Source organism: Novosphingobium sp. B 225, from assembly GCF_002198665.1.
Taxonomy (GTDB): domain Bacteria; phylum Pseudomonadota; class Alphaproteobacteria; order Sphingomonadales; family Sphingomonadaceae; genus Novosphingobium.
The window spans coordinates 1-20,635 of the sequence record NZ_MWLM01000036.1 but is presented as its reverse complement, the minus strand read 5'-3'; the positions used below and the strand labels follow the sequence as shown (position 1 = coordinate 20,635).

At 63.6% G+C, this 20,635-nt stretch carries 22 protein-coding genes; 11 read left to right on the top strand and 11 right to left on the bottom strand.

Annotated features, from left to right (window positions below):
- A partial coding sequence (locus MNBBLIKP_RS05800; RefSeq protein ID WP_369678909.1) for a DUF4139 domain-containing protein occupies nt 1–1,001 on the bottom strand: 1,001 nt, incomplete at its 3' end.
- 13 nt (nt 1,002–1,014) lie between these two features.
- Nucleotides 1,015–2,397 carry a DUF4139 domain-containing protein gene (locus MNBBLIKP_RS05795; protein ID WP_088308407.1) on the bottom strand — a complete coding sequence of 461 codons (1,383 nt, stop codon included), beginning with the start codon at nt 2,395–2,397 and terminating at the stop codon, nt 1,015–1,017.
- 145 nt (nt 2,398–2,542) lie between these two features.
- On the opposite strand from MNBBLIKP_RS05795, the gene MNBBLIKP_RS05790 reads away from it, so the two are divergent.
- Together MNBBLIKP_RS05790 and MNBBLIKP_RS05785 are read left to right on the top strand one after the other, a co-directional pair.
- On the top strand, nt 2,543–3,412 hold the full coding sequence (locus MNBBLIKP_RS05790) for a hypothetical protein (RefSeq protein WP_088308405.1): 870 nt from the start codon (nt 2,543–2,545) through the stop codon (nt 3,410–3,412).
- A 38-nt stretch (nt 3,413–3,450) separates the two neighbouring features.
- Nucleotides 3,451–3,747 (top strand): putative quinol monooxygenase, encoded by a 297-nt coding sequence (locus tag MNBBLIKP_RS05785; RefSeq protein WP_088308411.1) that lies wholly within the window; start codon nt 3,451–3,453, stop codon nt 3,745–3,747.
- Here the strand turns inward: MNBBLIKP_RS05785 and parE are convergent.
- Together parE and MNBBLIKP_RS05775 are read right to left on the bottom strand one after the other, a co-directional pair.
- Nucleotides 3,744–5,741 (bottom strand): DNA topoisomerase IV subunit B, encoded by a 1,998-nt coding sequence (parE, locus tag MNBBLIKP_RS05780; protein WP_088308403.1) that lies wholly within the window; start codon nt 5,739–5,741, stop codon nt 3,744–3,746. The two genes, MNBBLIKP_RS05785 and parE, sit on opposite strands and share 4 nt — an antisense overlap.
- A 58-nt stretch (nt 5,742–5,799) precedes the next feature.
- Nucleotides 5,800–6,954 (bottom strand): penicillin-binding protein activator, encoded by a 1,155-nt coding sequence (locus tag MNBBLIKP_RS05775; protein ID WP_176399669.1) that lies wholly within the window; start codon nt 6,952–6,954, stop codon nt 5,800–5,802.
- 40 nt (nt 6,955–6,994) lie between these two features.
- On the opposite strand from MNBBLIKP_RS05775, the gene rsmI reads away from it, so the two are divergent.
- Together rsmI and MNBBLIKP_RS05765 are read left to right on the top strand one after the other, a co-directional pair.
- Nucleotides 6,995–7,822, top strand: a complete 828-nt coding sequence (gene rsmI, locus MNBBLIKP_RS05770) for a 16S rRNA (cytidine(1402)-2'-O)-methyltransferase (RefSeq protein ID WP_088308401.1) — start codon at nt 6,995–6,997, stop codon at nt 7,820–7,822.
- A complete protein-coding gene (locus MNBBLIKP_RS05765; RefSeq protein ID WP_088308399.1) occupies nt 7,819–8,178 on the top strand; it encodes a YraN family protein in 360 nt (119 codons plus the stop codon). The genes rsmI and MNBBLIKP_RS05765 overlap by 4 nt, the downstream gene beginning before the upstream one ends.
- A 5-nt stretch (nt 8,179–8,183) precedes the next feature.
- On the opposite strand, the gene MNBBLIKP_RS05760 is transcribed toward MNBBLIKP_RS05765, so the two are convergent.
- Nucleotides 8,184–8,396 (bottom strand): hypothetical protein, encoded by a 213-nt coding sequence (locus tag MNBBLIKP_RS05760; protein WP_088308397.1) that lies wholly within the window; start codon nt 8,394–8,396, stop codon nt 8,184–8,186.
- A 110-nt stretch (nt 8,397–8,506) separates the two neighbouring features.
- Between MNBBLIKP_RS05760 and gshB the strand changes: the two genes are divergently transcribed.
- Both gshB and MNBBLIKP_RS05750 read left to right on the top strand, forming a co-directional pair.
- Complete coding sequence (gene gshB / locus MNBBLIKP_RS05755; RefSeq protein WP_088308395.1) at nt 8,507–9,469, top strand: glutathione synthase; 963 nt, start codon at nt 8,507–8,509, stop codon at nt 9,467–9,469.
- A gap of 117 nt (nt 9,470–9,586) precedes the next feature.
- Nucleotides 9,587–10,186: a DedA family protein gene (locus MNBBLIKP_RS05750; protein ID WP_088308393.1), complete on the top strand. Its 600-nt coding sequence runs from the start codon at nt 9,587–9,589 to the stop codon at nt 10,184–10,186.
- 55 nt (nt 10,187–10,241) lie between these two features.
- Here MNBBLIKP_RS05750 and MNBBLIKP_RS05745 read toward each other — a convergent pair whose 3' ends face one another.
- Genes MNBBLIKP_RS05745 through rph form a run of 4 tightly spaced genes read right to left on the bottom strand, consistent with a single transcriptional unit; the run spans nt 10,242 to nt 13,632 of the window.
- Entirely contained in the window at nt 10,242–11,132 is an 891-nt protein-coding gene (locus MNBBLIKP_RS05745; RefSeq protein ID WP_088308391.1) for a tyrosine recombinase XerC, read from the bottom strand.
- Nucleotides 11,129–12,280, bottom strand: a complete 1,152-nt coding sequence (gene hemW, locus MNBBLIKP_RS05740) for a radical SAM family heme chaperone HemW (RefSeq protein WP_088308389.1) — start codon at nt 12,278–12,280, stop codon at nt 11,129–11,131. The genes MNBBLIKP_RS05745 and hemW overlap by 4 nt, the downstream gene beginning before the upstream one ends.
- A gap of 9 nt (nt 12,281–12,289) precedes the next feature.
- Nucleotides 12,290–12,919, bottom strand: coding sequence for an RdgB/HAM1 family non-canonical purine NTP pyrophosphatase (gene rdgB, locus MNBBLIKP_RS05735; RefSeq protein WP_088308387.1), 630 nt, complete (start codon nt 12,917–12,919; stop codon nt 12,290–12,292).
- Nucleotides 12,916–13,632, bottom strand: a complete 717-nt coding sequence (gene rph / locus MNBBLIKP_RS05730) for a ribonuclease PH (RefSeq protein ID WP_088308385.1) — start codon at nt 13,630–13,632, stop codon at nt 12,916–12,918. The genes rdgB and rph overlap by 4 nt, the downstream gene beginning before the upstream one ends.
- Nucleotides 13,633–13,716: 84 nt before the next feature.
- On the opposite strand from rph, the gene hrcA reads away from it, so the two are divergent.
- Genes hrcA through MNBBLIKP_RS05715 form a run of 3 tightly spaced genes read left to right on the top strand, consistent with a single transcriptional unit; the run spans nt 13,717 to nt 17,115 of the window.
- Complete coding sequence (gene hrcA / locus MNBBLIKP_RS05725) at nt 13,717–14,760, top strand: heat-inducible transcriptional repressor HrcA (protein WP_088308383.1); 1,044 nt, start codon at nt 13,717–13,719, stop codon at nt 14,758–14,760.
- A 17-nt stretch (nt 14,761–14,777) separates the two neighbouring features.
- Nucleotides 14,778–15,344, top strand: coding sequence for a nucleotide exchange factor GrpE (locus tag MNBBLIKP_RS05720; RefSeq protein ID WP_088308381.1), 567 nt, complete (start codon nt 14,778–14,780; stop codon nt 15,342–15,344).
- A 19-nt stretch (nt 15,345–15,363) separates the two neighbouring features.
- Nucleotides 15,364–17,115 (top strand): DUF885 domain-containing protein, encoded by a 1,752-nt coding sequence (locus MNBBLIKP_RS05715; RefSeq protein WP_088308379.1) that lies wholly within the window; start codon nt 15,364–15,366, stop codon nt 17,113–17,115.
- A gap of 138 nt (nt 17,116–17,253) precedes the next feature.
- Here the strand turns inward: MNBBLIKP_RS05715 and MNBBLIKP_RS05710 are convergent, their stop codons facing one another.
- Together MNBBLIKP_RS05710 and MNBBLIKP_RS05705 are read right to left on the bottom strand one after the other, a co-directional pair.
- The gene (locus tag MNBBLIKP_RS05710) at nt 17,254–17,595 is read right to left on the bottom strand and encodes a hypothetical protein (RefSeq protein WP_369678908.1); all 342 of its coding nucleotides are present in this window, start codon (nt 17,593–17,595) and stop codon (nt 17,254–17,256) included.
- Between the two features lie 146 nt (nt 17,596–17,741).
- Nucleotides 17,742–18,236, bottom strand: coding sequence for a copper chaperone PCu(A)C (locus MNBBLIKP_RS05705; RefSeq protein ID WP_088308375.1), 495 nt, complete (start codon nt 18,234–18,236; stop codon nt 17,742–17,744).
- Between the two features lie 176 nt (nt 18,237–18,412).
- On the opposite strand from MNBBLIKP_RS05705, the gene dnaK reads away from it, so the two are divergent.
- Complete coding sequence (gene dnaK / locus MNBBLIKP_RS05700; RefSeq protein ID WP_088308373.1) at nt 18,413–20,323, top strand: molecular chaperone DnaK; 1,911 nt, start codon at nt 18,413–18,415, stop codon at nt 20,321–20,323.
- A 71-nt stretch (nt 20,324–20,394) separates the two neighbouring features.
- Nucleotides 20,395–20,635: DnaJ domain-containing protein (locus tag MNBBLIKP_RS05695; RefSeq protein ID WP_176399668.1), on the top strand; the 241-nt coding region annotated here is incomplete at its 3' end.

Genomic DNA, 20,635 nt, shown 5'->3' with positions numbered 1-20,635 from the left:
GGGGGCGGCGGAGGTGGAGGCGCGGCCATCGCCATCATTGGTATCGGCATGGCCTCACGCCGCAGCTTGCGAACCGCGTTGCTGTCCATTTCAGCATCGAACTGGTCATAGGCGATGCCGAGGAACGGCTGCACCAGTTCATAGGGCCGGTCGGGCCGCAGCGGCACGTCGCTGGTCTTCTGCATCGGCCAACAGCTGGCCAGCGCGCGCGGCATGGCATTGAGGAACTGCCGGACGTAGGCCCGGTTGAGCCCGCCCGCGACGATCTGCGTCCGGGCATTGTTCAGGCTGACCGAATTGCCGTTGGCGAGCGTGATCCACCCGCCGAGGTCCAGCGTCTTGCCGTCCGGACTGACATGCGCGGTGTAATTGGCCGACCAGTCAAACCCTTGCGCCAGATAGGTCAGCGTGACCGTGGCACTCATCGCCCGCGTGCTGCGGGTCTGGACCGAAAGAGTGGGCCGGGCGGACAGGCCGCTGGCACCGGGCTCATAGCGAAACTGTTCGGGCAAGCCTGAGCATCGCAGCGCCTCGATCCCGTCCTTTGTTTTCAACGTAACACCGGTTTCATTCGCAGCGGTAATCTCGGCCGGCACGAACACGATCTTGCCGGTTGCCGGATTGGTCCGCTTCAGCAGCAATTGCTTGCCCAGCGAGGCGCGCAACAGGGTGCCGGGGGAAAGCAGCGCGGCATCGCGGTTCTTTTCGATCACGCCGCCGGGAAGCCCGGTCACGATCGCGCTTTCAGGTACGATCCCATCGGCCACGCCTTCAAACCGGATCCGGCTGCGCCCGGCCGGGATCGTCACCCGCCGCGTCTCGGTGATCACCGCGAACCCGCCCAATGAATTCAGGCTGATCGACCCGCCATTGCGATGCGGCGCACGGTAGATCGTGACCGACGTATCGACCGGATCGGAAGCGGCGGCGTCCTGGGCATGGGCGATCGCCCCACCACACAGAACGAGCGCGGTGCCAAGAGCAAGGCGAAGCGGGCGCATGGCCGCTATGTCCTTAGTACTTCGAATCGAAAGTGGCGGTCAGGTCCACCTTGCCGTTGGCCGGGACCGGGACGTTCCAGGCGACCGAATCCGCGTCCATCCGCTCGCTCTTGCGGCTTTCCGTGGCAACCTTGGTATCGCCCCACAGGCCGCGTTGCAGCACCCGCACGGTCACCCCTTTAGGCAAGGCATTGGTCAGGGTATAACGCATCGTGGTACGCCAGCGGGTGCTCGACAAACGTTCGCGCTTTTCGACCACGGGCTGCACTTTCACGTCAAAGGCATCGCCGGTGCTGACCGACAGCTTCGATCCCATCGGCGTGTGGCCAATCGCATGTTCGCCAATGAACTGCGCCTGTCCCCGCGAATCCTTGATATAGAACCGCACGATCCCGGCAGGGAGCTGATCGCCCAGACCGCCATTGGCCGAATTGCTGAACTGATAGACCGTTGCCGCGCTGATCGGGTTATCGGCGGTCTGCAGCCACCCGAACGCGGCTTCATAACCGTGCGTCGCGGGCGCGCCGTGGACGTCAAGGAAACTGACCTGCTTGGTTTGCAGATTCGCAATCGTGGTCCGTTCGGCCAACGGGTAGAGGTAATAATCCCCCAGCCGTTCGCGCGTGCCGCTTTCGGTTCCGGCTTCGACCATGGTGTCATCGCCCATCCGCCCGCGATAGCTCCCGCGTTGCCCGATAAGCCGCGGATTGCCGGCCACCAGCACGGTCTGGGCATTGTCATAGGTAGTGCCCGAATTGTTGGTCAGCGTGACCCAGCCCTGGACGTCAATCTGGCCCTTGGCCTCATCGAACAAGGCCACATAGTCCGCCCGCCAGCCAAGTCCCGGCGTCAGATAGCGCAGCGATGCTTCGCGCGTGCCGGCATTGCCCTGGACCAGCATCGACAGCGTCGGATCAGCGCGCATGTTTGGCGGGACCTTGTCGAAAATCACCCGCACCGGCAGCCCATCGTCGCGCAGCACTTCGATCCGGTTGCCGATCTGCAAGACCACGCCGCCGTTCGCCGCCAGCACCACCGCCTGCTCGCGCGTCTCCGCGCCGGTCGCGGGATTGGTGCGGACCAGCGTGATCGTCTGCCCAACCGCGTTTTCCATGATTTTGGCCGGGCTGAGCAGATCATAGTCAAAGTTCTGCTCGATTATCGCCACGTCGCTGGCGTTGAGCGAGGCGGTTTCGGGGCGAATCTGCGCGGAGACGTTCTTGAACTCCACGCGTTGCCGCTGACCGGTAAAGGTGATTTGCCGGGTATCCTGCACCAGCGCCTGGTTGTCGGCATAGATCGTGATCGTCACGCCCGGTTCGGCAAGAGCCGGGACGCTGAGCGCCATGACGGCAGCGGTTGCGGCAAGTGTCCGGCGAAGCAAGGCGGTGGGCATGGGCAGGTTCCCTCTCCTGTTACGTGTTACACTGTAACATCGGATTCTGTCGCGGCAATGAACGATTGCGCAAGGTCAAAGTCACCACCGCACCTTCCAGCTATCAGACAAATGCAGGCGCGCAAAACTCGAAACGGAGAACAAAATGCGGAACAAGGTCATGACGTTGCTTGCCGCACTCGCATTGACACCTGCAGGTCTGGCTCAGGCTGCGCCAGTCGCGCCAGTCGCGCCAGTTGCGCCGCAGCAGGTCGATTGGGGTACGCTTCCGGACATCCTCGAATCGATCCCCCAGCCCCCAAACCGGGTCCACGATGCCATCGGATATGAACGCGGGCTTGGCCCCCGGATTGAGCAGCTTGAACAACGGATTGACGCGTTCGAGGCGCGGCTCGACTATCTGACCGACGAGGCCGACAGCCCCACTGTGCAGCGCGAATTGCAACTGGCCTCAGAACAACTGGAAGCGGCGCGGCGGCGTTATATGGCTACGCTGGGTACCGCCGGGGATGATCGCGAAACAGCCCGCGCCCGCCGCACCCCGCGCGGCACCGCGCCGCCAGTCAACGTAGCCGCAGCCAACAGCGCGGTGGGACGTTTTGCCTTTCAGGTCTCCGGCCGGGCGCTCGCCGAAGAGCGCGCGGTTGAGGGATTCTCGGATGACTGGAAGAAAAAGGACGACCTTTGCGGAGATGATGAAGACTGCGTCCGCAGCGAGGAAACCAAGTATTGGGGCAACGTTGCGCGGTACAAGGAAGGGCAATATCCGGGCATCAAGGCCGAGTGGCTGGCATTGGCCGATCAGGCTTATCGCTTGAGCGACGGGATCGGTCGATACACGGCGCAGGCCCACACTCCGGCGCGGGCGCAGTTGCAGATTGAGCGCCTCGCCACACTGCAACCGCTGCGCGTACTGCTGCTCGCAACCGGCACCCTGTTCAGCGAAACCCGTAAGCGCTGGGAAGAGGCCGACAACATCGAGCGATTGCTGACCCAGTACATACCCGGTCACTGACCTTGCCGCTGCCAGAGGATCGTGCGATCCCTGCGGGCATGATCCTGATCACCGGCAGCGCCCAGATCCGCCCAGAACACCGCGATGAAGCCTTGCAGCTCGGCATCGAACATTCCGCCCGGTCACGCGGTGAGCCCGGTTGTCTGGCGCACAATTGCCATATCGACGCCGAAGACCCGTTGCGGATCGTGTTTGTCGAGGAATGGGCCGATATGGCCGCTGTGAAAGCGCACTTCGCTGTGCCGGAATCGGGTGAATTCGTGCAGGTGATCGGCGCGATGGCTGAAGGGGCGCCGGTGATGCGGATTTTTGGGGCGGAGGAATTTAGCCTCTAAGCATCAATCATATCCGGATCCAGCTCTCCGGCGCGGTTCTGGATGAACATGAAGCGTTGGGCCGGGTCTTTGCCCATCAGGCGGTCGACCAGATCCTTCACTGCCGCGCGGCCTTCGTATTCGGGGGGCAGGGTGACGCGCAGCAGGCCGCGGCTTTTGGGATCCATGGTGGTTTCGCGCAGCTGGCCGGGGTTCATTTCGCCGAGCCCCTTGAACCGGCCAACTTCGACCTTCTTGCCCTTGAACCGCCCTTCCTCAAGCTCTGCACGGTGGGCGTCGTCGCGGGCATAGGCGCTCTCCTTGCCGGCCGTCAGCCGGTAGAGTGGCGGCTGGGCCAGATAGAGGTGGCCGCGGCGGACCACGTCGGGCATTTCCTGGAAGAAGAAGGTCATCAACAAGGTCGCGATATGCGCGCCGTCGACATCCGCGTCGGTCATGATGATGATCCGGTCGTACCGCAGATTGTCCGGGTTGCAATCCTTGCGGAACCCGCAGCCAAGCGCAAGGCCGAGATCGGCGATTTCGGTGTTGGCGCGGATCTTGTCCGCCGTAGCGCTGGCGACGTTGAGGATCTTGCCCCGGATCGGCAGGATCGCCTGGGTCTTGCGGTCACGCGCCTGCTTGGCGCTGCCGCCGGCGCTGTCACCTTCGACGATGAACAGTTCGGTTTCGCCGTCACCTTCGCCGGTGCAGTCAGTCAGCTTGCCGGGCAGGCGGACCTTCTTGGCATTGGTCGCGGTCTTACGCTTGACTTCGCGCTCGGCCTTGCGGCGCAGGCGTTCGTCCATCCGCTCCATCACGTGGCCGAGCAGTGCCTTGCCGCGTTCCAGATTGTCGGACAGAAAATGGTCGAAGTGATCGCGCACCGCGTTTTCGACCATGCGTGCGGCTTCGGGGCTGGTCAGGCGGTCCTTGGTCTGGCTCTGGAACTGGGGATCGCGGATGAAAACCGACAGCATGATTTCGCTGCCGGTGATCACGTCCTCAGGCGCGATGTCCTTGGCCTTTTTCTGGCCGACGAGATCGGCGAAAGCGCGGATCCCCTTGGTCAGCGCAGCGCGCAGTCCTGCTTCGTGGGTCCCGCCATCGGGAGTGGGGATGGTGTTGCAATAATAGGAATAGGCCCCGTCCGACCACAGCGGCCAGGCCACTGCCCATTCGACCCGGCCCTGTTCCTCACCCGCGTCATTGGCGGGAAAATCCTGCGATCCTGAAAAGAACTGCGTGGTGACGCATTCGCGCGTGCCGATCTGGTCGCGCAAGTGATCGGCCAGCCCGCCGGGGAACTGGAACACCGCCTCCGCCGGGACTTCCTCGCTGGCGAGCGTAGCCGCGCATTTCCAGCGGATTTCGACGCCAGCGAACAGGTAGGCTTTGGAGCGCACCAGCTTGAACAGCCGCAGCGGCTTGAACTTCGCGTCCTCGCCAAAGATTTCGGGATCGGGCACGAAGGTTACCGAAGTACCGCGCCGGTTAGGCGTTCCGCCCAGCCGCTGCAACGGCCCGAGCGGGGCCCCGCGCGAGAATTCCTGTGCGAACAGTTCCTTGTTCCGCGCCACTTCGATCCGGGTCAGAGTCGACAGCGCATTGACCACGCTGACGCCAACCCCGTGCAGCCCGCCGCTGGTGGCATAGGCCTTACCCGAAAACTTGCCGCCCGAATGGAGCGTGGTCAGGATCACTTCCAGCGCCGATTTGCCAGGATACTTGGGATGCTCGTCCACCGGGATGCCGCGCCCGTTGTCGGTGATCGTCAGGCGGTTGCCTTCTTCCAGCAGCACTTCGATCCGGTTGGCATGGCCGGCCACCGCTTCGTCCATCGCATTGTCGAGCACTTCGGCGGCGAGGTGGTGGAACGCGCGTTCATCGGTCCCGCCGATATACATGCCGGGGCGGCGCCGGACAGGCTCAAGCCCCTCAAGCACTTCGATCGCGCTGCCATCATAGCTTTCGCCGCCGGCAGAAGGCAGCTTGTCAAACAGGTCATCGGCCATAGGGAACGTCTATAGAACGCGAGGAATCCGGCAGGCAAGCGCGGGCGTGCGGTTATCGTCAGTCCGTGAACCGGTCCGGCGCGGCGCTGACAATGCCAACCCCCTTTGCCTGAACCTGCCGCACTTCCAGCGCACGATCGATCACTCCGCCTGCGCCAAACCGGAACGGCCCGTCGATCCCCAGGAAGCCGCCAGTGTCAGTCACCCGGGCGAGCGGGAACGGCGTGCCCGGCTGCCAATCGCGCGCGATCCGGATCGAAAGCAGGACGCTGTCATAGCCCATCGTCGCAAGCCGATAGGGCGCGACGCCGAAACGGCTCTTGTAGCTATCGGCAAAGGTTCGGAACCGTGTGTCGGAAATCGCGGAGAACAGCGCGCCGCGCAGTGCCGGGCTGCTATAGACCGAGGCTTCCCCGTTCCACAGCTCCGGGCCCAGAATACGCGGAGCGACCGCCCCGGGGGCTTTGAGCTGAGCGGCAGCCTGTACGGCAAACCTTGCACTATCTGCGATCAGCACCGCGTCAAACCCGCCCTTGGTTTTCATCCGCTGTGCCGCGCTGATCACAGAGGTGTTCGAGCGGTCATAGGTCTGGGTCTGGACCAAAGTTCCGCCCGCTGCCTTGACCGCTTCGGCATAGGCCGCCGCCGCGCGCTGGCCGTATTCGCCTTTGGGTGCGAGCAGGGCAAAGCGTTTCGATCCGGTCTTCACGGCATAGACCACAGTGCGCGCCAGTGAAGCCTCGGGCACGGTCGACATCACGAACACGTCACGCGCGGCAACCCCGGTGCTGCCGGTATAGGTCACCAGCGGCACTCGCGCGGCGCGAGCAATGGTGGCGATCGGGGGAACGTCTTCGGCCTGGATCGGGCCCAGGATCAGCCGGTTACCGTCGGAAATCGCCTTACTCGCCGCCGCGGCCGGGCCGCTGGCGATGTCATAGGTGGTGATCCGCAAGTTCTTGGCATTGGTATCGAGCAAGGCCATCGTAGTGGCATTGGCGATCGATTGGCCCACGGCGGCGTTCGGGCCGGTCAATGGCACCAACAGCGCAACGCGATGGCGCGCCTGATCGGCGGGCAGGCCGTCGGTTGGCGCAGGCGTGGGCGGGGGAGTGGGCTCAGGCACTCCTTTGGGAATGACCTTACACCCGGCTAGCAAAACGACAGCGCCCAGCGCCACCAGCTTGCGCCTGTTCATGCGACCTTCGAACATGGCTTGCTGCTCCCTCTCCGGCGGTCCAAAGGGTGATCCCATGGAAACGCCGCTTGCTCCGGGCCTGTATATTGTCGCCACCCCGATTGGCAATCTTGGTGATATTTCAACACGTGCCGCTTCGGTACTCGGTGGCGTGGCTGCGGTGGCCTGTGAGGATACGCGGGTCGCGGGCAAACTATTGTCGCATCTGGGGCTCAAGCGCCGCCTGATCCGCTATGACGATCATGCCAGCGATGAAACCCGCGCCCATGTGCTGAACCTGGCCGCGCAAGAGCCTGTGGCGCTGGTCAGCGATGCCGGAACACCGCTGATTTCCGATCCGGGTTACCGGCTGGTGCGCGATGCGAAAGCGGCGGGAATCATGGTCACCTCGATCCCCGGACCAAGCGCGGCAGTGGTTGCACTCACGCTTGCTGGACTGCCAAGCGACCGTTTCCTGTTTGCCGGGTTCCTGCCGGGCAAGGCCAAGGCGCGCGCCGAAGTGCTGGCCGAACTGGGCGCAGTGCGGGCGACGCTGGTGTTCTATGAAACTTCGCCTCGTCTGGCAGATGCACTTGCAGCGATCGCGGAGGTGCTGCCGGGCCGCGAAGTGGCAGTGGCGCGCGAGCTGACCAAACGGTTCGAGGAATGCCGCAACGGCGCTCCCGCTGATCTGATCGCCCATTATACCGCGCATCCGCCCAAGGGCGAGATCGTGCTGCTGGTCGGCCCGCCGGGAGTGACGGCTGCGCAGGAACACGATGTCGATGCGTTGTTGCTGGCGGCGCTTGCCATGTCCAAACCCTCACAAGCGGCGGCGGAAGTGGCGCGGGTGACGGGGCTCGACCGCAAGACGCTCTACGCGCGGGCAATGGAATTGAAATGACCACCCGCGCCGAACGCGAAGCCAAAGGGCGGCGCGGCGAAGCGTTGGCCGCGTGGTATCTGCGACTCAAAGGTTGGCGCATTCTGGCCCAGCGGGTGAAGACCCCGCGCGGCGAGGTCGATCTGATCGCGCGGCGCGGGCGCACAGTCGCGTTCGTTGAAGTGAAATGGCGCTCCAGCGCGGCCGAGCTCGATACGGCGATTGATACGTACCGCTTGCGGCGGGTCGGGGCCGCGGCGGAAGCGCTGGAGCACAGGTTTGCCAAACCAGGAGACACGGTGCAGGTAGATGTCCTGCTGGTCACCCCCTGGCAATGGCCACGCCGGATCGCCAATGCCTGGCAACCCGGCGCGTAATTGCATCAGCCCTTGGGCTTGTCGCCATGATCCTTGTCATCATGGTGATCGCCGCCCTTGTCGTCGTGGTGATCGCCCTTGTCTTCGTGATGCTCATCCTTGCCGTCATGATGCTCGTCGCCATGCTCGGTCGGATGGGCGGGTGGATTGGCGATGGCGCTTGCGTTCCAGCCTAGCAGGGCAGCGGCGGCAGTGGCGGTAAGCAGAATCTTGCGCATATGGGTCCTCTCGAATGGCAACAGCAGCGGCTGTCGCAGCACCTATGCGTGATCGCTTGCCAAATCGGCGCTAAGTGGCCACCTGCGGCAAACGCCTAGGAGACGGTTAGATGACATTGCGCGTTGCAGTCCAGATGGACCCGCTGGAAACCATTAACATCAACGGCGATTCCAGCTTTGCATTGATGGAAAAGGCCCAGCAACGCGGCTATTCTGTTTTGCATTACGATGTGAAATCGCTCGCGCTTGACGAAGGACGGTTGACCGCCTGGGCCGCGCCGGTTGAAGTGCGGCGCGAAGCCGGCAATCACTATACCGCACAGGATCGCCGCAAGATCGATCTGGTCAAGGACGTCGACGTGGTCTTGATGCGCCAGGATCCGCCGTTTGACCTCAGCTATATCACTGCCACTTTCCTGCTCGAACGACTGCAAGGCCAAACCCTGGTGGTCAACGATCCCGCCAGCGTACGCAACGCGCCGGAAAAAGTGTTCGTGCTCGATTTCGCGCACTTCATGCCGCCAACGCTGATCGCGCGGCGGATTGAGGATGTGCGCGAATTTCACGCCAAACATCCCGGCGATCTGGTGATGAAGCCGCTCCACGGCAACGGTGGCAAGGCCGTGGTGCGGATCCCGGCGGACGGCAGCAATCTGGGCGCGCTGTGCGAACTGTTCGACAATGCCTGGGTCGAACCGCACATGTTCCAGCCGTTTTTGCCCGACATTTCGCTGGGCGACAAACGGATCGTGCTGGTCGATGGCGAGATTGCCGGCGCTATCAATCGCCGCCCCGGCGCAGGCGAATTCCGCAGCAATCTGGCTGCCGGCGGCTCCGCAGAAGCGACCACACTGACCGCGCGCGAGGAAGAAATCTGCGTCGCCATGGGCCCGGAACTGAAACGGCGCGGACTGGTGTTTGTCGGGATCGACGTGATTGGCGGCAAATGGCTGACTGAAATCAACGTCACCAGTCCAACTGGTATTCTGGCAATCGACCGCTTCAACGGCACTGATACGCCGGGGCTGATCTGGGACGCGATCGAGCGGCGACTGGCCGGTATGCGGCGATGAATTGGTTTGGCGGATCCAGCTTCGGCAAGCTCAGCCTGAGCAGGGTTTGCGGTTCAAAGACTCGCCTATCCCCGTACAGGCCGAGCTTCTCTAAGCCCACTCGTGCAAGGCGAAACCATGGATGATCTTATCATCCGCCTGATCGAACAAGGCGGATACCTCGGCATTTTCATGCTGATGGTGATCGAGAACGTGTTCCCGCCGATCCCCAGCGAAGTGATCATGGGCGTGGGCGGGATTGCTGTGGCACGCGGATCGATGCAGTTCTGGCCGCTGTTGCTGGTCGGCACGCTGGGCTCGACCTTGGGCAATTATTGCTGGTTCGTACTGGGCGACCGACTAGGTTACCGGCGGTTGGAGCCGCTGTTCCACCGCTGGGGCCGCCGGATCACGCTGTCCTGGCGCGATGTCGAGCGTTCCGCTGCGTTCTTTTTGCGGCACGGGCATTGGGTGGTGTTCGTCCTGCGCTTTTCGCCGTTCCTGCGCACCATGATCTCGCTTCCCGCCGGGCTGATGCACATGCCGCGCTGGAAGTTCCTGAGCTTCACTTTCGCTGGCGCACTGGTGTGGAACGCGCTGCTGATCGTCGGCGGGCACTGGCTTGCGGATTACCTGACGGCGATGGACGGTGTGATCGGACCGATCCTGATCGGCACCGTGGGCCTGGCCGTGCTGGCGTGGCTGTGGCGCGTGGTGCGCTGGCAGGATGAGGGGTGAACCACACAGCCTGCCTTCGCTCGACCCGAACGGTAAGTCTTTGAAGTGTTAGTATCTACGAACGCGGATGCGCGCTGCGGTACACATCCAGCAGGACCGCCGCATCGACTTTGGTGTAGATCTGGGTCGAGCCCAGGCTGGCGTGGCCGAGCAGTTCCTGCAGACTGCGCAAGTCCGCCCCCGCGCCCAGCAGGTGCGTGGCGAATGAGTGACGCAAGGCATGCGGGGTGGCGCTGGGCGGCAGGCCCAATGCGATCCGCGCCCGAGTCATCGCTTTTTGCACCATGCCTTGCGATAGCGGCCCGCCTTTGGCCCCGCGAAACAGCGGCCCCGCTTTGTCGAGCGGCCATGGGCATTTGCCGACATAGTCGGCCACCGCATCGCGCACGATCGGCAGCAAGGGGACCATGCGTTGCTTGGCGCCCTTGCCGGTAACAACCAGCGTTTCGTCCAGCGGCAGCGCGGCCCCGGTTAGCGACAGCGCTTCGGCAATCCGCAGCCCTGCGCCATAGAGCAGCAGCAGCACCGCCCGATCGCGCGCGCCGATCCATGGTTCGGTGGCGTCTTCTTCGATCGTGGCGGCAAGGTTCACGGCCTCGTCCGGAGTGACCGGGCGGGGCAGGCCTTTCTTGATCCGGGGGCCGCGCATCCGGGGCGGGGCAGGGTCACTCGCGCCGGTCTGTTCCCGGGCAAAGCGGATGAACGCCTTGAGCGCCGACAATTCACGAGCCGCGCTGGCATTGCTGATCCCGTCCGCCCGCCGCCGCGCCAGCTGCGCACGCAAAGCCGGGGCGGCGATTCGCGACAGGCTGTCCCAGTCGCTGTCACCCAACTCATCGAGCAACCGCGCCGCCGTGGCGACATAGGCACGCACCGTATGCGGCGAGCGCCGCCGCCCTTGCGCGAGGTGGCTGTGCCAGGCCTCGAGCAAGTCAGCGCGCTTCATGCCGCGACCAGATCCGCCGGGACCAGTTCGCTCAGCAAGGCATCGAGCAGCGGCATGCCTGCAGGCGTAACGCCCACCCGGTCCCACGTTGTCCAGCACAGCCCTTGCCGCGTGTAAAAGGCCAGCTTGGCAGGATCACACAGGTCGTCGCGCTGTGTGCCGAAGCGCTGCGCCAGCGCCGACAAGTCCACGCCTTCGGCCAGCCGCAGCCCCATCAGCATGGCTTCACTCGCCTGTTCTGACTGCCCCAGCGCGCGTTCCTCGGCAATGCCGTGGCCTTGGCCGTCGAGTGCCGCCAGCCAGTTCTCGGGCTTGCGGTGCCGCACCGTCGCCTTGCCGTGGCGACGGCCATGCGCGCCGGGGCCGATCCCGGCGTAATCGTGATAGCGCCAATAGGTAAGGTTGTGGCGGCTTTCCTCACCAGCCAACGCGTGGTTGCTGACCTCATAGGCAGGCAGGCCAAGCTGGGCGGTGATCTCGCCGGTCAGGGCGTAAAGGTCCCCAGCTGCGTCGTCGTCCAGCGGGGTGAAATGCCCACGCCGGACCATGGTTTCAAACCGCGTCCCCGGCTCGATCGTCAGCTGGTAGAGCGACAGGTGCGTAGTCCCCAGGCCGATCGCGCGCAGCAAATCGCTGCGCCATTGTTCCTGCGTCTGGCCGGGCAGGGCATAGATCAGATCAAAGCTGACCCGCGCGAAGTGCCGTTGCGCCACGTCCAGCGCGGCCAGGCCTTCCTCTGCATCATGGATCCGCCCGAGGAAATCGAGCGTCTTGTCATCCATCGCTTGCAGGCCCAGCGAAACCCGGTTGACCCCCGCACTGGCAAGCGCGGCATAGTTGGCGCTTTCGACTGAGCTGGGGTTGCCCTCCAGCGTGATTTCAACTCCGTCCGCAAAGGTCCAATGCCGCTCCGCTTCCTCCAGCAACCGCGCCACGGTGGCGGGCGGCATCAAGCTGGGGGTGCCGCCGCCGAAGAACACGCTGTCGAGTGGCTCGCCGCCGGCAAGTTCAGCTTCATGGCGCAAATCGGCCAACAGGCCGTTCAGCCACAGGTCTTGATCCACAGAATCACGGACATGGCTGTTGAAGTCACAGTACGGACATTTGGCGAGGCAAAACGGCCAATGGATGTAGAGCGCGCGGGCCATGGCCTTGGCTTAGCTGCCAAATTGCTCCGCGACCAGCTTGGCAAAGGCATCGGCGCGGTGGCTGATCGCGTGCTTTTCGTCCGGATCGTGCTCGGCAAAGGTGCGCGTTTCGCCCATAGGCACGAACACCGGGTCATAGCCGAAGCCCATGGTCCCGCGCGGCGGCCAGGTTAGCGTGCCCTCGGCACGGCCTTCATAAACAGTGCTATCGCCATCTGGCCAGGCAATCGCCAGCACACACGCGAAGTGGCAACTGCGATCGGCGTCTGGGCCAAGTTCGCACAGCATCCCTTCAACCTTGCCCATTGCCATGCACCAGTCCCGCCCGGCTGGTCCTTCAAACCATTGCCTTTCGGCCCAGTCGGCCGTGTACACGCCGGGGCGGCCCTGCAAGGCATCGACGCACAGGCCCGAATCGTCGGCCAGCGCCGGCAGCCCCGAAGCCTCCGCCGCCGCCCGCGCCTTGATCAGCGCGTTCGCGATAAAGGTCTTGCCGGTCTCCGCAGGCTCCGGCAGCCCAAGCGACCCGGCACTGATGCACTGGAGCCCGTAAGGCGCCAGCAGCGCGCCGATTTCCTTGAGCTTGCCCGCATTGTGCGTGGCGATCACCAGTGTTTCAGCGCCGAGTTTGCGGATCACTTTCCGGCTGCCTCACCCTGCGCCGCAAAGATCCGGTCGCAGCCGATGCGGGCGAGGCGGAGGAGGCGCAGGAGGCCCTCTTCGTCATAGGTCGCGCCTTCGGCGGTGGCCTGGACTTCGGCGATCTGGCCGCCTTCGATCAGAACGAAATTGGCATCGGCATCAGCGCTCGAATCCTCATCATAGTCGAGGTCGAGCACCGGATTGCCCTTGAAAATCCCGCAGCTCACCGCCGCAACCTTGCGGGTCAGCGGGTCTTCGGTGATCGCGCCTGCGGCCATCAGCTTGTCCACCGCGATCCGCAGCGCCACCCAGGCGCCGCTGATTGCAGCAGTGCGGGTGCCGCCATCGGCCTGAATCACGTCGCAATCGAGCGTGATCTGGCGTTCACCCAGCTTCTTGAGATCGACCACGGCGCGCAAAGACCGGCCGATCAGCCGCTGGATTTCCTGCGTCCGCCCGCTCTGCTTGCCCTTCGCCGCTTCGCGGCTGCCGCGCGTGTGGGTGGCGCGGGGCAGCATCGAATATTCCGCCGTGACCCAGCCTTCACCCTTGCCGCGCAGCCATGGCGGCAGGCGTTCCTCGACAGAAGCGGTGCAGATCACCTTGGTGTGGCCAAAACTGACCAGCACCGACCCTTCGGCGTGCTTGGTATAGTGGGGCTCAAAGCCAATCGTGCGCATCTCGTCGGGCGCGCGGCCGGAAGGTCGCATGGGGGAGGTCCTCTGTTGTTTCCTGGCCGCGTTAGGCGCATTGGGCTTGAGCCTGCAAGACCGAGGATTAAATTAGACCCCACAATGCCCAGCCCGCCGATCACCGAATTGACCACCCGCGCCCGCGACATCTTTCGCCTGGTGGTTGACGGCTATCTTGCGTCCGGTCAGCCGGTCGGATCGAAAACACTGGCCGGGCCGGGGGGCGTCAACCTGTCGCCGGCCTCGATCCGGTCGGTACTGCACGAACTGGAAATGCTGGGGCTTCTCGCCGCGCCGCATACTTCTGCCGGGCGACTGCCAACCGAACAGGGGCTGCGACTGTTCGTCGACGGGATGATGCAGGTGGCCGAGCCTACTGCCGAGGAACGCGCGGCAATCGAGCGGCAGGTGGCGCAGCCGGGGCCAATCGAGGCCGCACTTGCGGCGACCAGTGCAGTCTTGTCAGACCTGTCGGCCTGCGCAGGCGTAGTCATGGTGCCCCGGCTTGAACCGCGTCTGGCGCAGTTGCAACTGGTGCCGCTGTCGCCGGACCGGGCGCTGGCCGTGCTGGTCGGTGCGGACGGAGCTGTGGAAAATCGCGTGGTCAGCGTGCCGCTTGGCCTACCCGCCAGCGCGCTGGAGCAGGCCAGCAACTACATCACTGCGCGGCTGGCCGGCCGTACGCTGAGCGAGGCAGTGGCGCTGATCCGCACCGAGGTCGCCTCAGGCCGCTCGGCACTTGATGCCGCGAGCCGCGATCTGGTCGAACGCGGGCTGGCGGTGTGGAGCGAGGATGCGACGCGGCGCCCCGTGCTGATCGTACGCGGCGCAGCGCACTTGCTCGACGAATCCACCCTGACCGATCTGGAGCGGGTTCGGCTGCTGCTTGATGACCTCGAAAACAAGCAGTCGGTCGCCGATTTGCTCGATGCTGCACGCGAAGCCGAAGCAACCCGGATCTTCATCGGGTCCGAGAATCGCCTGTTCGCACTGTCCGGCTCGTCGGTGATCGCTTCGCCCTATCGCGACCGTGAAGGGCGAGTGGTCGGTGTGGTGGGGGTTATCGGGCCGACGCGGTTGAATTATGCGCGCGTCGTCCCCATGGTGGATTTCACTGCCCAATCGCTGGGTAAATTGATCGGTTGAATGGAATTTTTGAGACAATGAGCGACGAAAACAAGCCGCAGGGCGACCCGGCGGTCGAAGCCGAACTGGCGGGTGTTCCCGACGAGTTGCTGGAACAGGAAGCGGACAAGCTGGGCGACGCACTGAACCGGCTGCGCGAGGATCTGGACGCGGCCAAGCAGGAAGTGCTTTACGCCAAGGCCGAAACGCAGAACGTGCGCCGCCGTCTGGAAAAGGACATCGCCGATACGCGCGCCTATGCCGCAACCGGCTTTGCCCGCGATATTCTGCCGGTGTCGGACAACCTCGCCCGCGCGCTCGATGCGCTCTCGACCGAACTGCGCGAGGACGAGCGTCTGAAAAGCTTCATCGCCGGGATCGAAGCCACCGCGCGTGAAATTGACAAGGTGTTCGGGCTCCACGGGATCAGCCGCATCGCGGCGAAAGGCCTGCCGCTCGATCCCAACCAACATCAGGCCATGCTCGAAGTGCCCAGCGCCGACGCTGAGCCGGGCACCGTGCTGCAGGAATTGCAGGCGGGCTACATGATCAAGGACCGCCTGCTGCGGCCCGCGATGGTGGCTGTCGCGAAGAAGCCGGACTGACCCGGCACAGGGGGCAAGAATGAGGATCGCACGTGACGGGCTGGCGATCCTCGCCATGCTGCTATCTGTTGACATGGCGCAGGCCCGCGAGAGCGGCGACCAGCGGCTTGCTGCGATCGGCGAGGCCTTTTACCAGGCCTCGCTCGCGCGGTACGGCGAGATCGAACAGAGCGACGGCACGACCAAGGCCGGAAGCCGCCTGCCTTCGGTCACTCCTGACAGCAATCTAGCGGAAGCGGCAAGGCAACAGGCCTGGCTGACGCAGCTCGATGCGATCAAACCAGCGGACCTCAGCACAGCCGGAAAGGTCAATGCCAGCGTACTGCGCACCCTGCTGCGCGAAGGAACCGACAGCGCACGCTTTCGCCGCTGGGAAATGCCGTTTGACAGCGACAGCAACTTTTGGAGCTACTTGCCCCAACGGGAACCGTTCGCAACGGCCGAGGACTATCGCCGTTACATCGGGCGATTGAACGACATTCCGCGCTATTTCACGGAGCAGACCGTCAATGCGCGTGCTGGTCTGGCGCGCGGCTATTCGGTTCCGCGCGCCAGTCTGGAGGGGCGCGATGTTTCGATCGCTTCTTCCGTGGTCGATGACCCCGAAAAGAGCCCGTTCTGGGGCGCATTCACGCGCATGCCCGCGCGTATTCCGGTGGCCGAGCAAGAGGCACTGAAAGCACAGGCCCGCGCCGCGATCACGCAGTCCGTTACGCCCGCTTTCACCCAGTTTCTGAAGTTTTTCCGCGAGGAATACCTGCCGCAAACCCGCACCACGTTGGCGGCGAACAGGCTGCCCGATGGTGATGCCTATTATGCCCAGCAGATCCGCGAATATACCACCACCGAACTGAGCGCCGAGCAGATCCACCAGATCGGGCTGGATGAAGTGGCACGGATCACCGCCGAGATGGAACAGGTGAAGGGTGAGGCCGGGTTCAAAGGCAGTCTGGCCGAATTCATCCAGTTCCTGCGGACCGACCCGCAATTCGTGGCGCGCACCCCGGACGAGCTGCTGGGCGTTTCGGCCTATGTCGCCAAGCGGGTTGATGGCAAACTGAAGGACTATTTCGGACTGCTGCCGCGCTATCGCTATACGATCCGTCCGGTCGATCCCGCAATTGCGCCGTTCTACACCTCAGGCCGGGGCGGGCTCGAAGCATGTCAGATGAACACCTATGATCTGCCGTCACGCCCGCTCTACAACATCCCTGCGCTGACCTTGCACGAATGCGCGCCAGGCCACAGCTTTCAGGGTGCGCTGGCGCTGGAACAACAGAGCCTGCCAAAGTTCCGCCGCCAGACCTATTTCTCCGGCTTTGGCGAGGGCTGGGGGCTCTATACCGAGTATCTCGGCGAAGAGATGGGGATCTATCGCACCCCCTATGAGCGCTTCGGCAAGCTGAGCTACGAGATGTGGCGCGCGGTGCGGCTGGTGGTCGATACCGGCATACACCACTATGGCTGGACCCGGCAGCAAGCGGTCGATTATCTCGCCAGCCGCACCGCGCTGTCGACGCGAGAGGTCAATACCGAGGTTGACCGCTATATCAGCTGGCCGGGGCAAGCCTTGGCCTACAAGCTGGGCGAACTGACCATCCGCCGCGTCCGCGCCAAGGCGGAAAAAGCGCTGGGACCCAGGTTCGATATCCGCAAGTTTCACGATGTCGTACTGTCGCTCGGCTCGGTCCCGTTACCGACGCTGGAAGAGCGGATCGATGCGTTTATCGCCGATGGCGGGCAGGGGTTGGCGGGTGTGGCTTATCCGTGACCACAAACAACAAACATATGCCGTTCGTCCTGAGGAGCGACTGAACACAGTGAAGGCGCGTTTCGAAGGACTTCAGCGCTTCGGTGGTTCGAGACGGGCCTTCGTAAACGCTCAGTCCCTCCTCACCACGAACGGGAGTTAGGGGGTCGAGTTCGTAAATTGCACGATCCGGTCTAACTCCGCCGCACTTGCAGCCGGACGCGGGCGGACTCCACGGCGCAGCAGAAACGCATGCGCCACAATCTCCGCCTGCTGCTCCAGCCCGTACCGTTCCAGCGGCCAGCCCTCGCGTAGCCGATAGCTGTACTTGCGGTCCCAGATCCCGCGCAGCACCACCCACCAGCGGCCTCGCGTCTGCGCTTGCCAGACGTGGGTCATCTCGTGGATGAAATGCCCCTGCAGCTCGATCCGCGCGGTCGAAAAATCGTCGCAGTAGCTGCCGGATTCGGGGTGGAAGTGGATATGCCCCCATGGCGCCATGGTGACGTGGCGCGGGTGGAACCACCACCATTTGCGGCGGCGGATGCGGACTTGTTCGCAATCGATCGCGCTACCAAAAACTGATTGAGCTAGCGCGACCTCACCTCTGGTGAGGGCGCGTTCGCCGCCGGTGGGGCAAGTCTCGCTCAGTGTTCCATCCCGCCCATTGCGGCCTCACCGGCAGACTTGATGCTGAGCGGCGCGCTGATCTTGTCCCCATCGGCAAAAGTCAGCGTCATTTCCGCGCTGCCGCCTGTGGCCAACTTGGGATCAAGATCGAACAGCATCACATGCAATGCGCCTGGAGCGAATTTGACGCTGGTGTTGGGATCGATCTCCACCCGGTCAACCGGGGCCATCGATCCGCCGCTGGTCTGATGCATTTCCGCCTTGGCCGCGCCATCGACCGCAACGGCGGCCAGCGCCACCGCCTTGGCATCGGAATTGGCGACATCGAAATAGGCGACCCCCGGATTGCCCTTTACCGCAGGAAGCACCAGCGTGCCGCCCGATACTGCAACCCCCGGCTTTGCCTCGGGACCCGTGCTGGCAGCAGCTTCGGGTGCATTGGCTTGCTGCTGGCAAGCGGAAAGCCCCAGGCCAAGGGTGAGCGGGGCGAGGATCAGCAGGCTACGGCGCATGAAAATCAGTCCTTTGCGGCAGGGCAAACATTGCCGCCACGCCTAATCCCGCGCAGCCCTTGTGCCAAGCAAAACCGCACCTATATCGCCCCTGTTCAAGAGCCGCCGAACAGCCTTGCCGGGATCCCGGGGGGCAGCCGAAGCGGCGTCAACATAACGACCAAGGATGGGCATTTATGGCTAAAGTTATCGGTATCGACCTCGGCACGACCAACAGCTGCGTTGCCGTGATGGACGGCGGCAAGCCGAAGGTCATTGAAAATTCGGAAGGGGCGCGCACCACGCCTTCGATCGTCGCTTTCACCAAGGATGGTGAGCGGCTGATCGGCCAGCCGGCCAAGCGCCAGGCGGTGACCAATGGTGACAACACGATTTTCGCGGTGAAGCGCCTGATCGGCCGCCGCTTTGACGATCCGGTGACCAAGAAGGACACCGAGCTGGTCCCGTACCACATCGTCAAGGGCAAGAACGGCGACGCATGGGTCCAAGCCGGCGGCGAAGACTATTCGCCCAGCCAGATTTCCGCCTTCACGCTCCAGAAGATGAAGGAAACGGCTGAAGCCTATCTGGGCGAAACCGTCACCCAGGCAGTGATCACCGTTCCCGCCTACTTCAACGATGCGCAGCGCCAGGCGACCAAGGACGCCGGACAGATCGCGGGTCTGGAAGTGCTGCGGATCATCAACGAGCCGACCGCCGCGGCGCTGGCCTATGGGCTTGAAAAGAACGACGGCAAAACCATCGCGGTCTATGACCTTGGCGGCGGGACCTTCGACGTGTCGATCCTCGAAATCGGGGACGGCGTGTTCGAAGTGAAGAGCACCAACGGCGATACCTTCCTGGGCGGCGAAGACTTTGACACCCAGGTGGTCGAATGGCTGGCTGAACAGTTCAAGAAGAAGGAGGGCATGGACCTCCGCACCGACAAGCTTGCGCTGCAGCGGCTCAAGGAAGCTGCGGAAAAGGCCAAGATCGAGCTGTCGAGCGCGCAGACCACCGAAATCAACCTGCCGTTCATCACCGCCCGTATGGAAGGCGGGGCAACTACCCCGCTGCACCTGGTCGAAACGATCACCCGCGCCGATCTGGAAAAGATGGTCGCGAACCTGATCGAACGTACCAAGGAGCCGATGAAGAAGGCCTTGGCCGATGCCGGTCTGAAGGCTGCTGACATCGACGACGTCGTGCTGGTCGGCGGGATGACCCGCATGCCGCGCGTGCGCGAAGTGGTGAAGGAATTCTTCGGCAAGGAACCGCACACCGGCGTCAATCCGGACGAAGTCGTCGCCATGGGCGCGGCGATCCAGGCGGGCGTGCTGCAGGGCGACGTCAAGGATGTGCTGCTGCTCGACGTGACCCCGCTGTCGCTGGGCATCGAGACGCTGGGCGGGGTGTTCACCCGCATGATCGATCGTAACACCACAATCCCGACCAAGAAGAGCCAGGTGTTCTCGACCGCCGAAGACAACCAGCAGGCGGTGACGATCCGCGTGTTCCAGGGCGAACGCGAAATGGCGAGCGACAACAAGATGCTCGGCCAGTTCGACCTCGTCGGCATTCCGGCTGCGCGCCGGGGTGTGCCGCAGATCGAAGTGACGTTCGATATCGACGCCAATGGCATCGTCAACGTCAGCGCCAAGGACAAGGGCACCGGCAAGGAACAGCAGATCAAGATCCAGGCCTCGGGCGGGCTCTCGGATGCGGACATTGACCAGATGGTCAAGGATGCAGAGAAGTTCGCTGAAGAGGACAAGAAGCGGCGTGAAGCGGCGGAAGCCAAGAACAACGCTGACAGTCTGGTCCATGCCACCGAACAGCAGCTGGCCGAACACGGCGACAAGATCGATGCGGAGCTCAAGTCCGAAATCGAAGCCGCGCTGGCCGAGGCCAAGACCGCTATCGAAGGCGGCGATTCCGACGAAATGACCGCCAAAACCCAGGCCCTGACTGAAAAGGCCATGAAGATGGGTCAGGCGATCTACGAGAAGGAACAGGCCGCCGCTGCCTCGCCCGATGCCGCTCCGGCCGAAGGCGCTGAGGACGTGGTCGACGCCGAGTTCTCGGAAGTCGACGAGAACAAGGGCTGAGCAGGCAAATGAAACGGGCCCGTCGCCGCGCAGTTGTCGCGGTGGCGGGCCCGGTTTTTTGAGGGGGCCCCATGTCCGCCGAACTCGACTATTACGAACTGCTCGAAGTCACCCGTGATGCGGACGATGGCGTGCTCAAATCCAGCTATCGCAAGCTGGCGATGAAGTGGCACCCGGATCGCAATCCTGGCGATGCCGAGGCCGAAGGCCGGTTCAAATCGATCAGCGAGGCGTACGAATGCCTCAAGGATCCGCAAAAGCGCGCGGCCTATGACCGGTTCGGGCACGAAGCATACAAGAACGGGATGAGCG

What these genes read in the sequence shown, in the direction of transcription:
- MNBBLIKP_RS05795 (WP_088308407.1), bottom strand. Translation starts at nt 2,397, where the DNA reads ATGCCCACCGCCTTGCTTCGCCGGACACTTGCCGCAACCGCTGCCGTC.
- MNBBLIKP_RS05790 (WP_088308405.1), top strand. Translation starts at nt 2,543, where the DNA reads ATGCGGAACAAGGTCATGACGTTGCTTGCCGCACTCGCATTGACACCT.
- MNBBLIKP_RS05785 (WP_088308411.1), top strand. Translation starts at nt 3,451, where the DNA reads ATGATCCTGATCACCGGCAGCGCCCAGATCCGCCCAGAACACCGCGAT.
- parE (WP_088308403.1), bottom strand. Translation starts at nt 5,741, where the DNA reads ATGGCCGATGACCTGTTTGACAAGCTGCCTTCTGCCGGCGGCGAAAGC.
- MNBBLIKP_RS05775 (WP_176399669.1), bottom strand. Translation starts at nt 6,954, where the DNA reads ATGTTCGAAGGTCGCATGAACAGGCGCAAGCTGGTGGCGCTGGGCGCT.
- rsmI (WP_088308401.1), top strand. Translation starts at nt 6,995, where the DNA reads ATGGAAACGCCGCTTGCTCCGGGCCTGTATATTGTCGCCACCCCGATT.
- MNBBLIKP_RS05765 (WP_088308399.1), top strand. Translation starts at nt 7,819, where the DNA reads ATGACCACCCGCGCCGAACGCGAAGCCAAAGGGCGGCGCGGCGAAGCG.
- MNBBLIKP_RS05760 (WP_088308397.1), bottom strand. Translation starts at nt 8,396, where the DNA reads ATGCGCAAGATTCTGCTTACCGCCACTGCCGCCGCTGCCCTGCTAGGC.
- gshB (WP_088308395.1), top strand. Translation starts at nt 8,507, where the DNA reads ATGACATTGCGCGTTGCAGTCCAGATGGACCCGCTGGAAACCATTAAC.
- MNBBLIKP_RS05750 (WP_088308393.1), top strand. Translation starts at nt 9,587, where the DNA reads ATGGATGATCTTATCATCCGCCTGATCGAACAAGGCGGATACCTCGGC.
- MNBBLIKP_RS05745 (WP_088308391.1), bottom strand. Translation starts at nt 11,132, where the DNA reads ATGAAGCGCGCTGACTTGCTCGAGGCCTGGCACAGCCACCTCGCGCAA.
- hemW (WP_088308389.1), bottom strand. Translation starts at nt 12,280, where the DNA reads ATGGCCCGCGCGCTCTACATCCATTGGCCGTTTTGCCTCGCCAAATGT.
- rph (WP_088308385.1), bottom strand. Translation starts at nt 13,632, where the DNA reads ATGCGACCTTCCGGCCGCGCGCCCGACGAGATGCGCACGATTGGCTTT.
- hrcA (WP_088308383.1), top strand. Translation starts at nt 13,717, where the DNA reads ATGCCCAGCCCGCCGATCACCGAATTGACCACCCGCGCCCGCGACATC.
- MNBBLIKP_RS05720 (WP_088308381.1), top strand. Translation starts at nt 14,778, where the DNA reads ATGAGCGACGAAAACAAGCCGCAGGGCGACCCGGCGGTCGAAGCCGAA.
- MNBBLIKP_RS05715 (WP_088308379.1), top strand. Translation starts at nt 15,364, where the DNA reads ATGAGGATCGCACGTGACGGGCTGGCGATCCTCGCCATGCTGCTATCT.
- MNBBLIKP_RS05710 (WP_369678908.1), bottom strand. Translation starts at nt 17,595, where the DNA reads ATGGCGCCATGGGGGCATATCCACTTCCACCCCGAATCCGGCAGCTAC.
- MNBBLIKP_RS05705 (WP_088308375.1), bottom strand. Translation starts at nt 18,236, where the DNA reads ATGCGCCGTAGCCTGCTGATCCTCGCCCCGCTCACCCTTGGCCTGGGG.
- dnaK (WP_088308373.1), top strand. Translation starts at nt 18,413, where the DNA reads ATGGCTAAAGTTATCGGTATCGACCTCGGCACGACCAACAGCTGCGTT.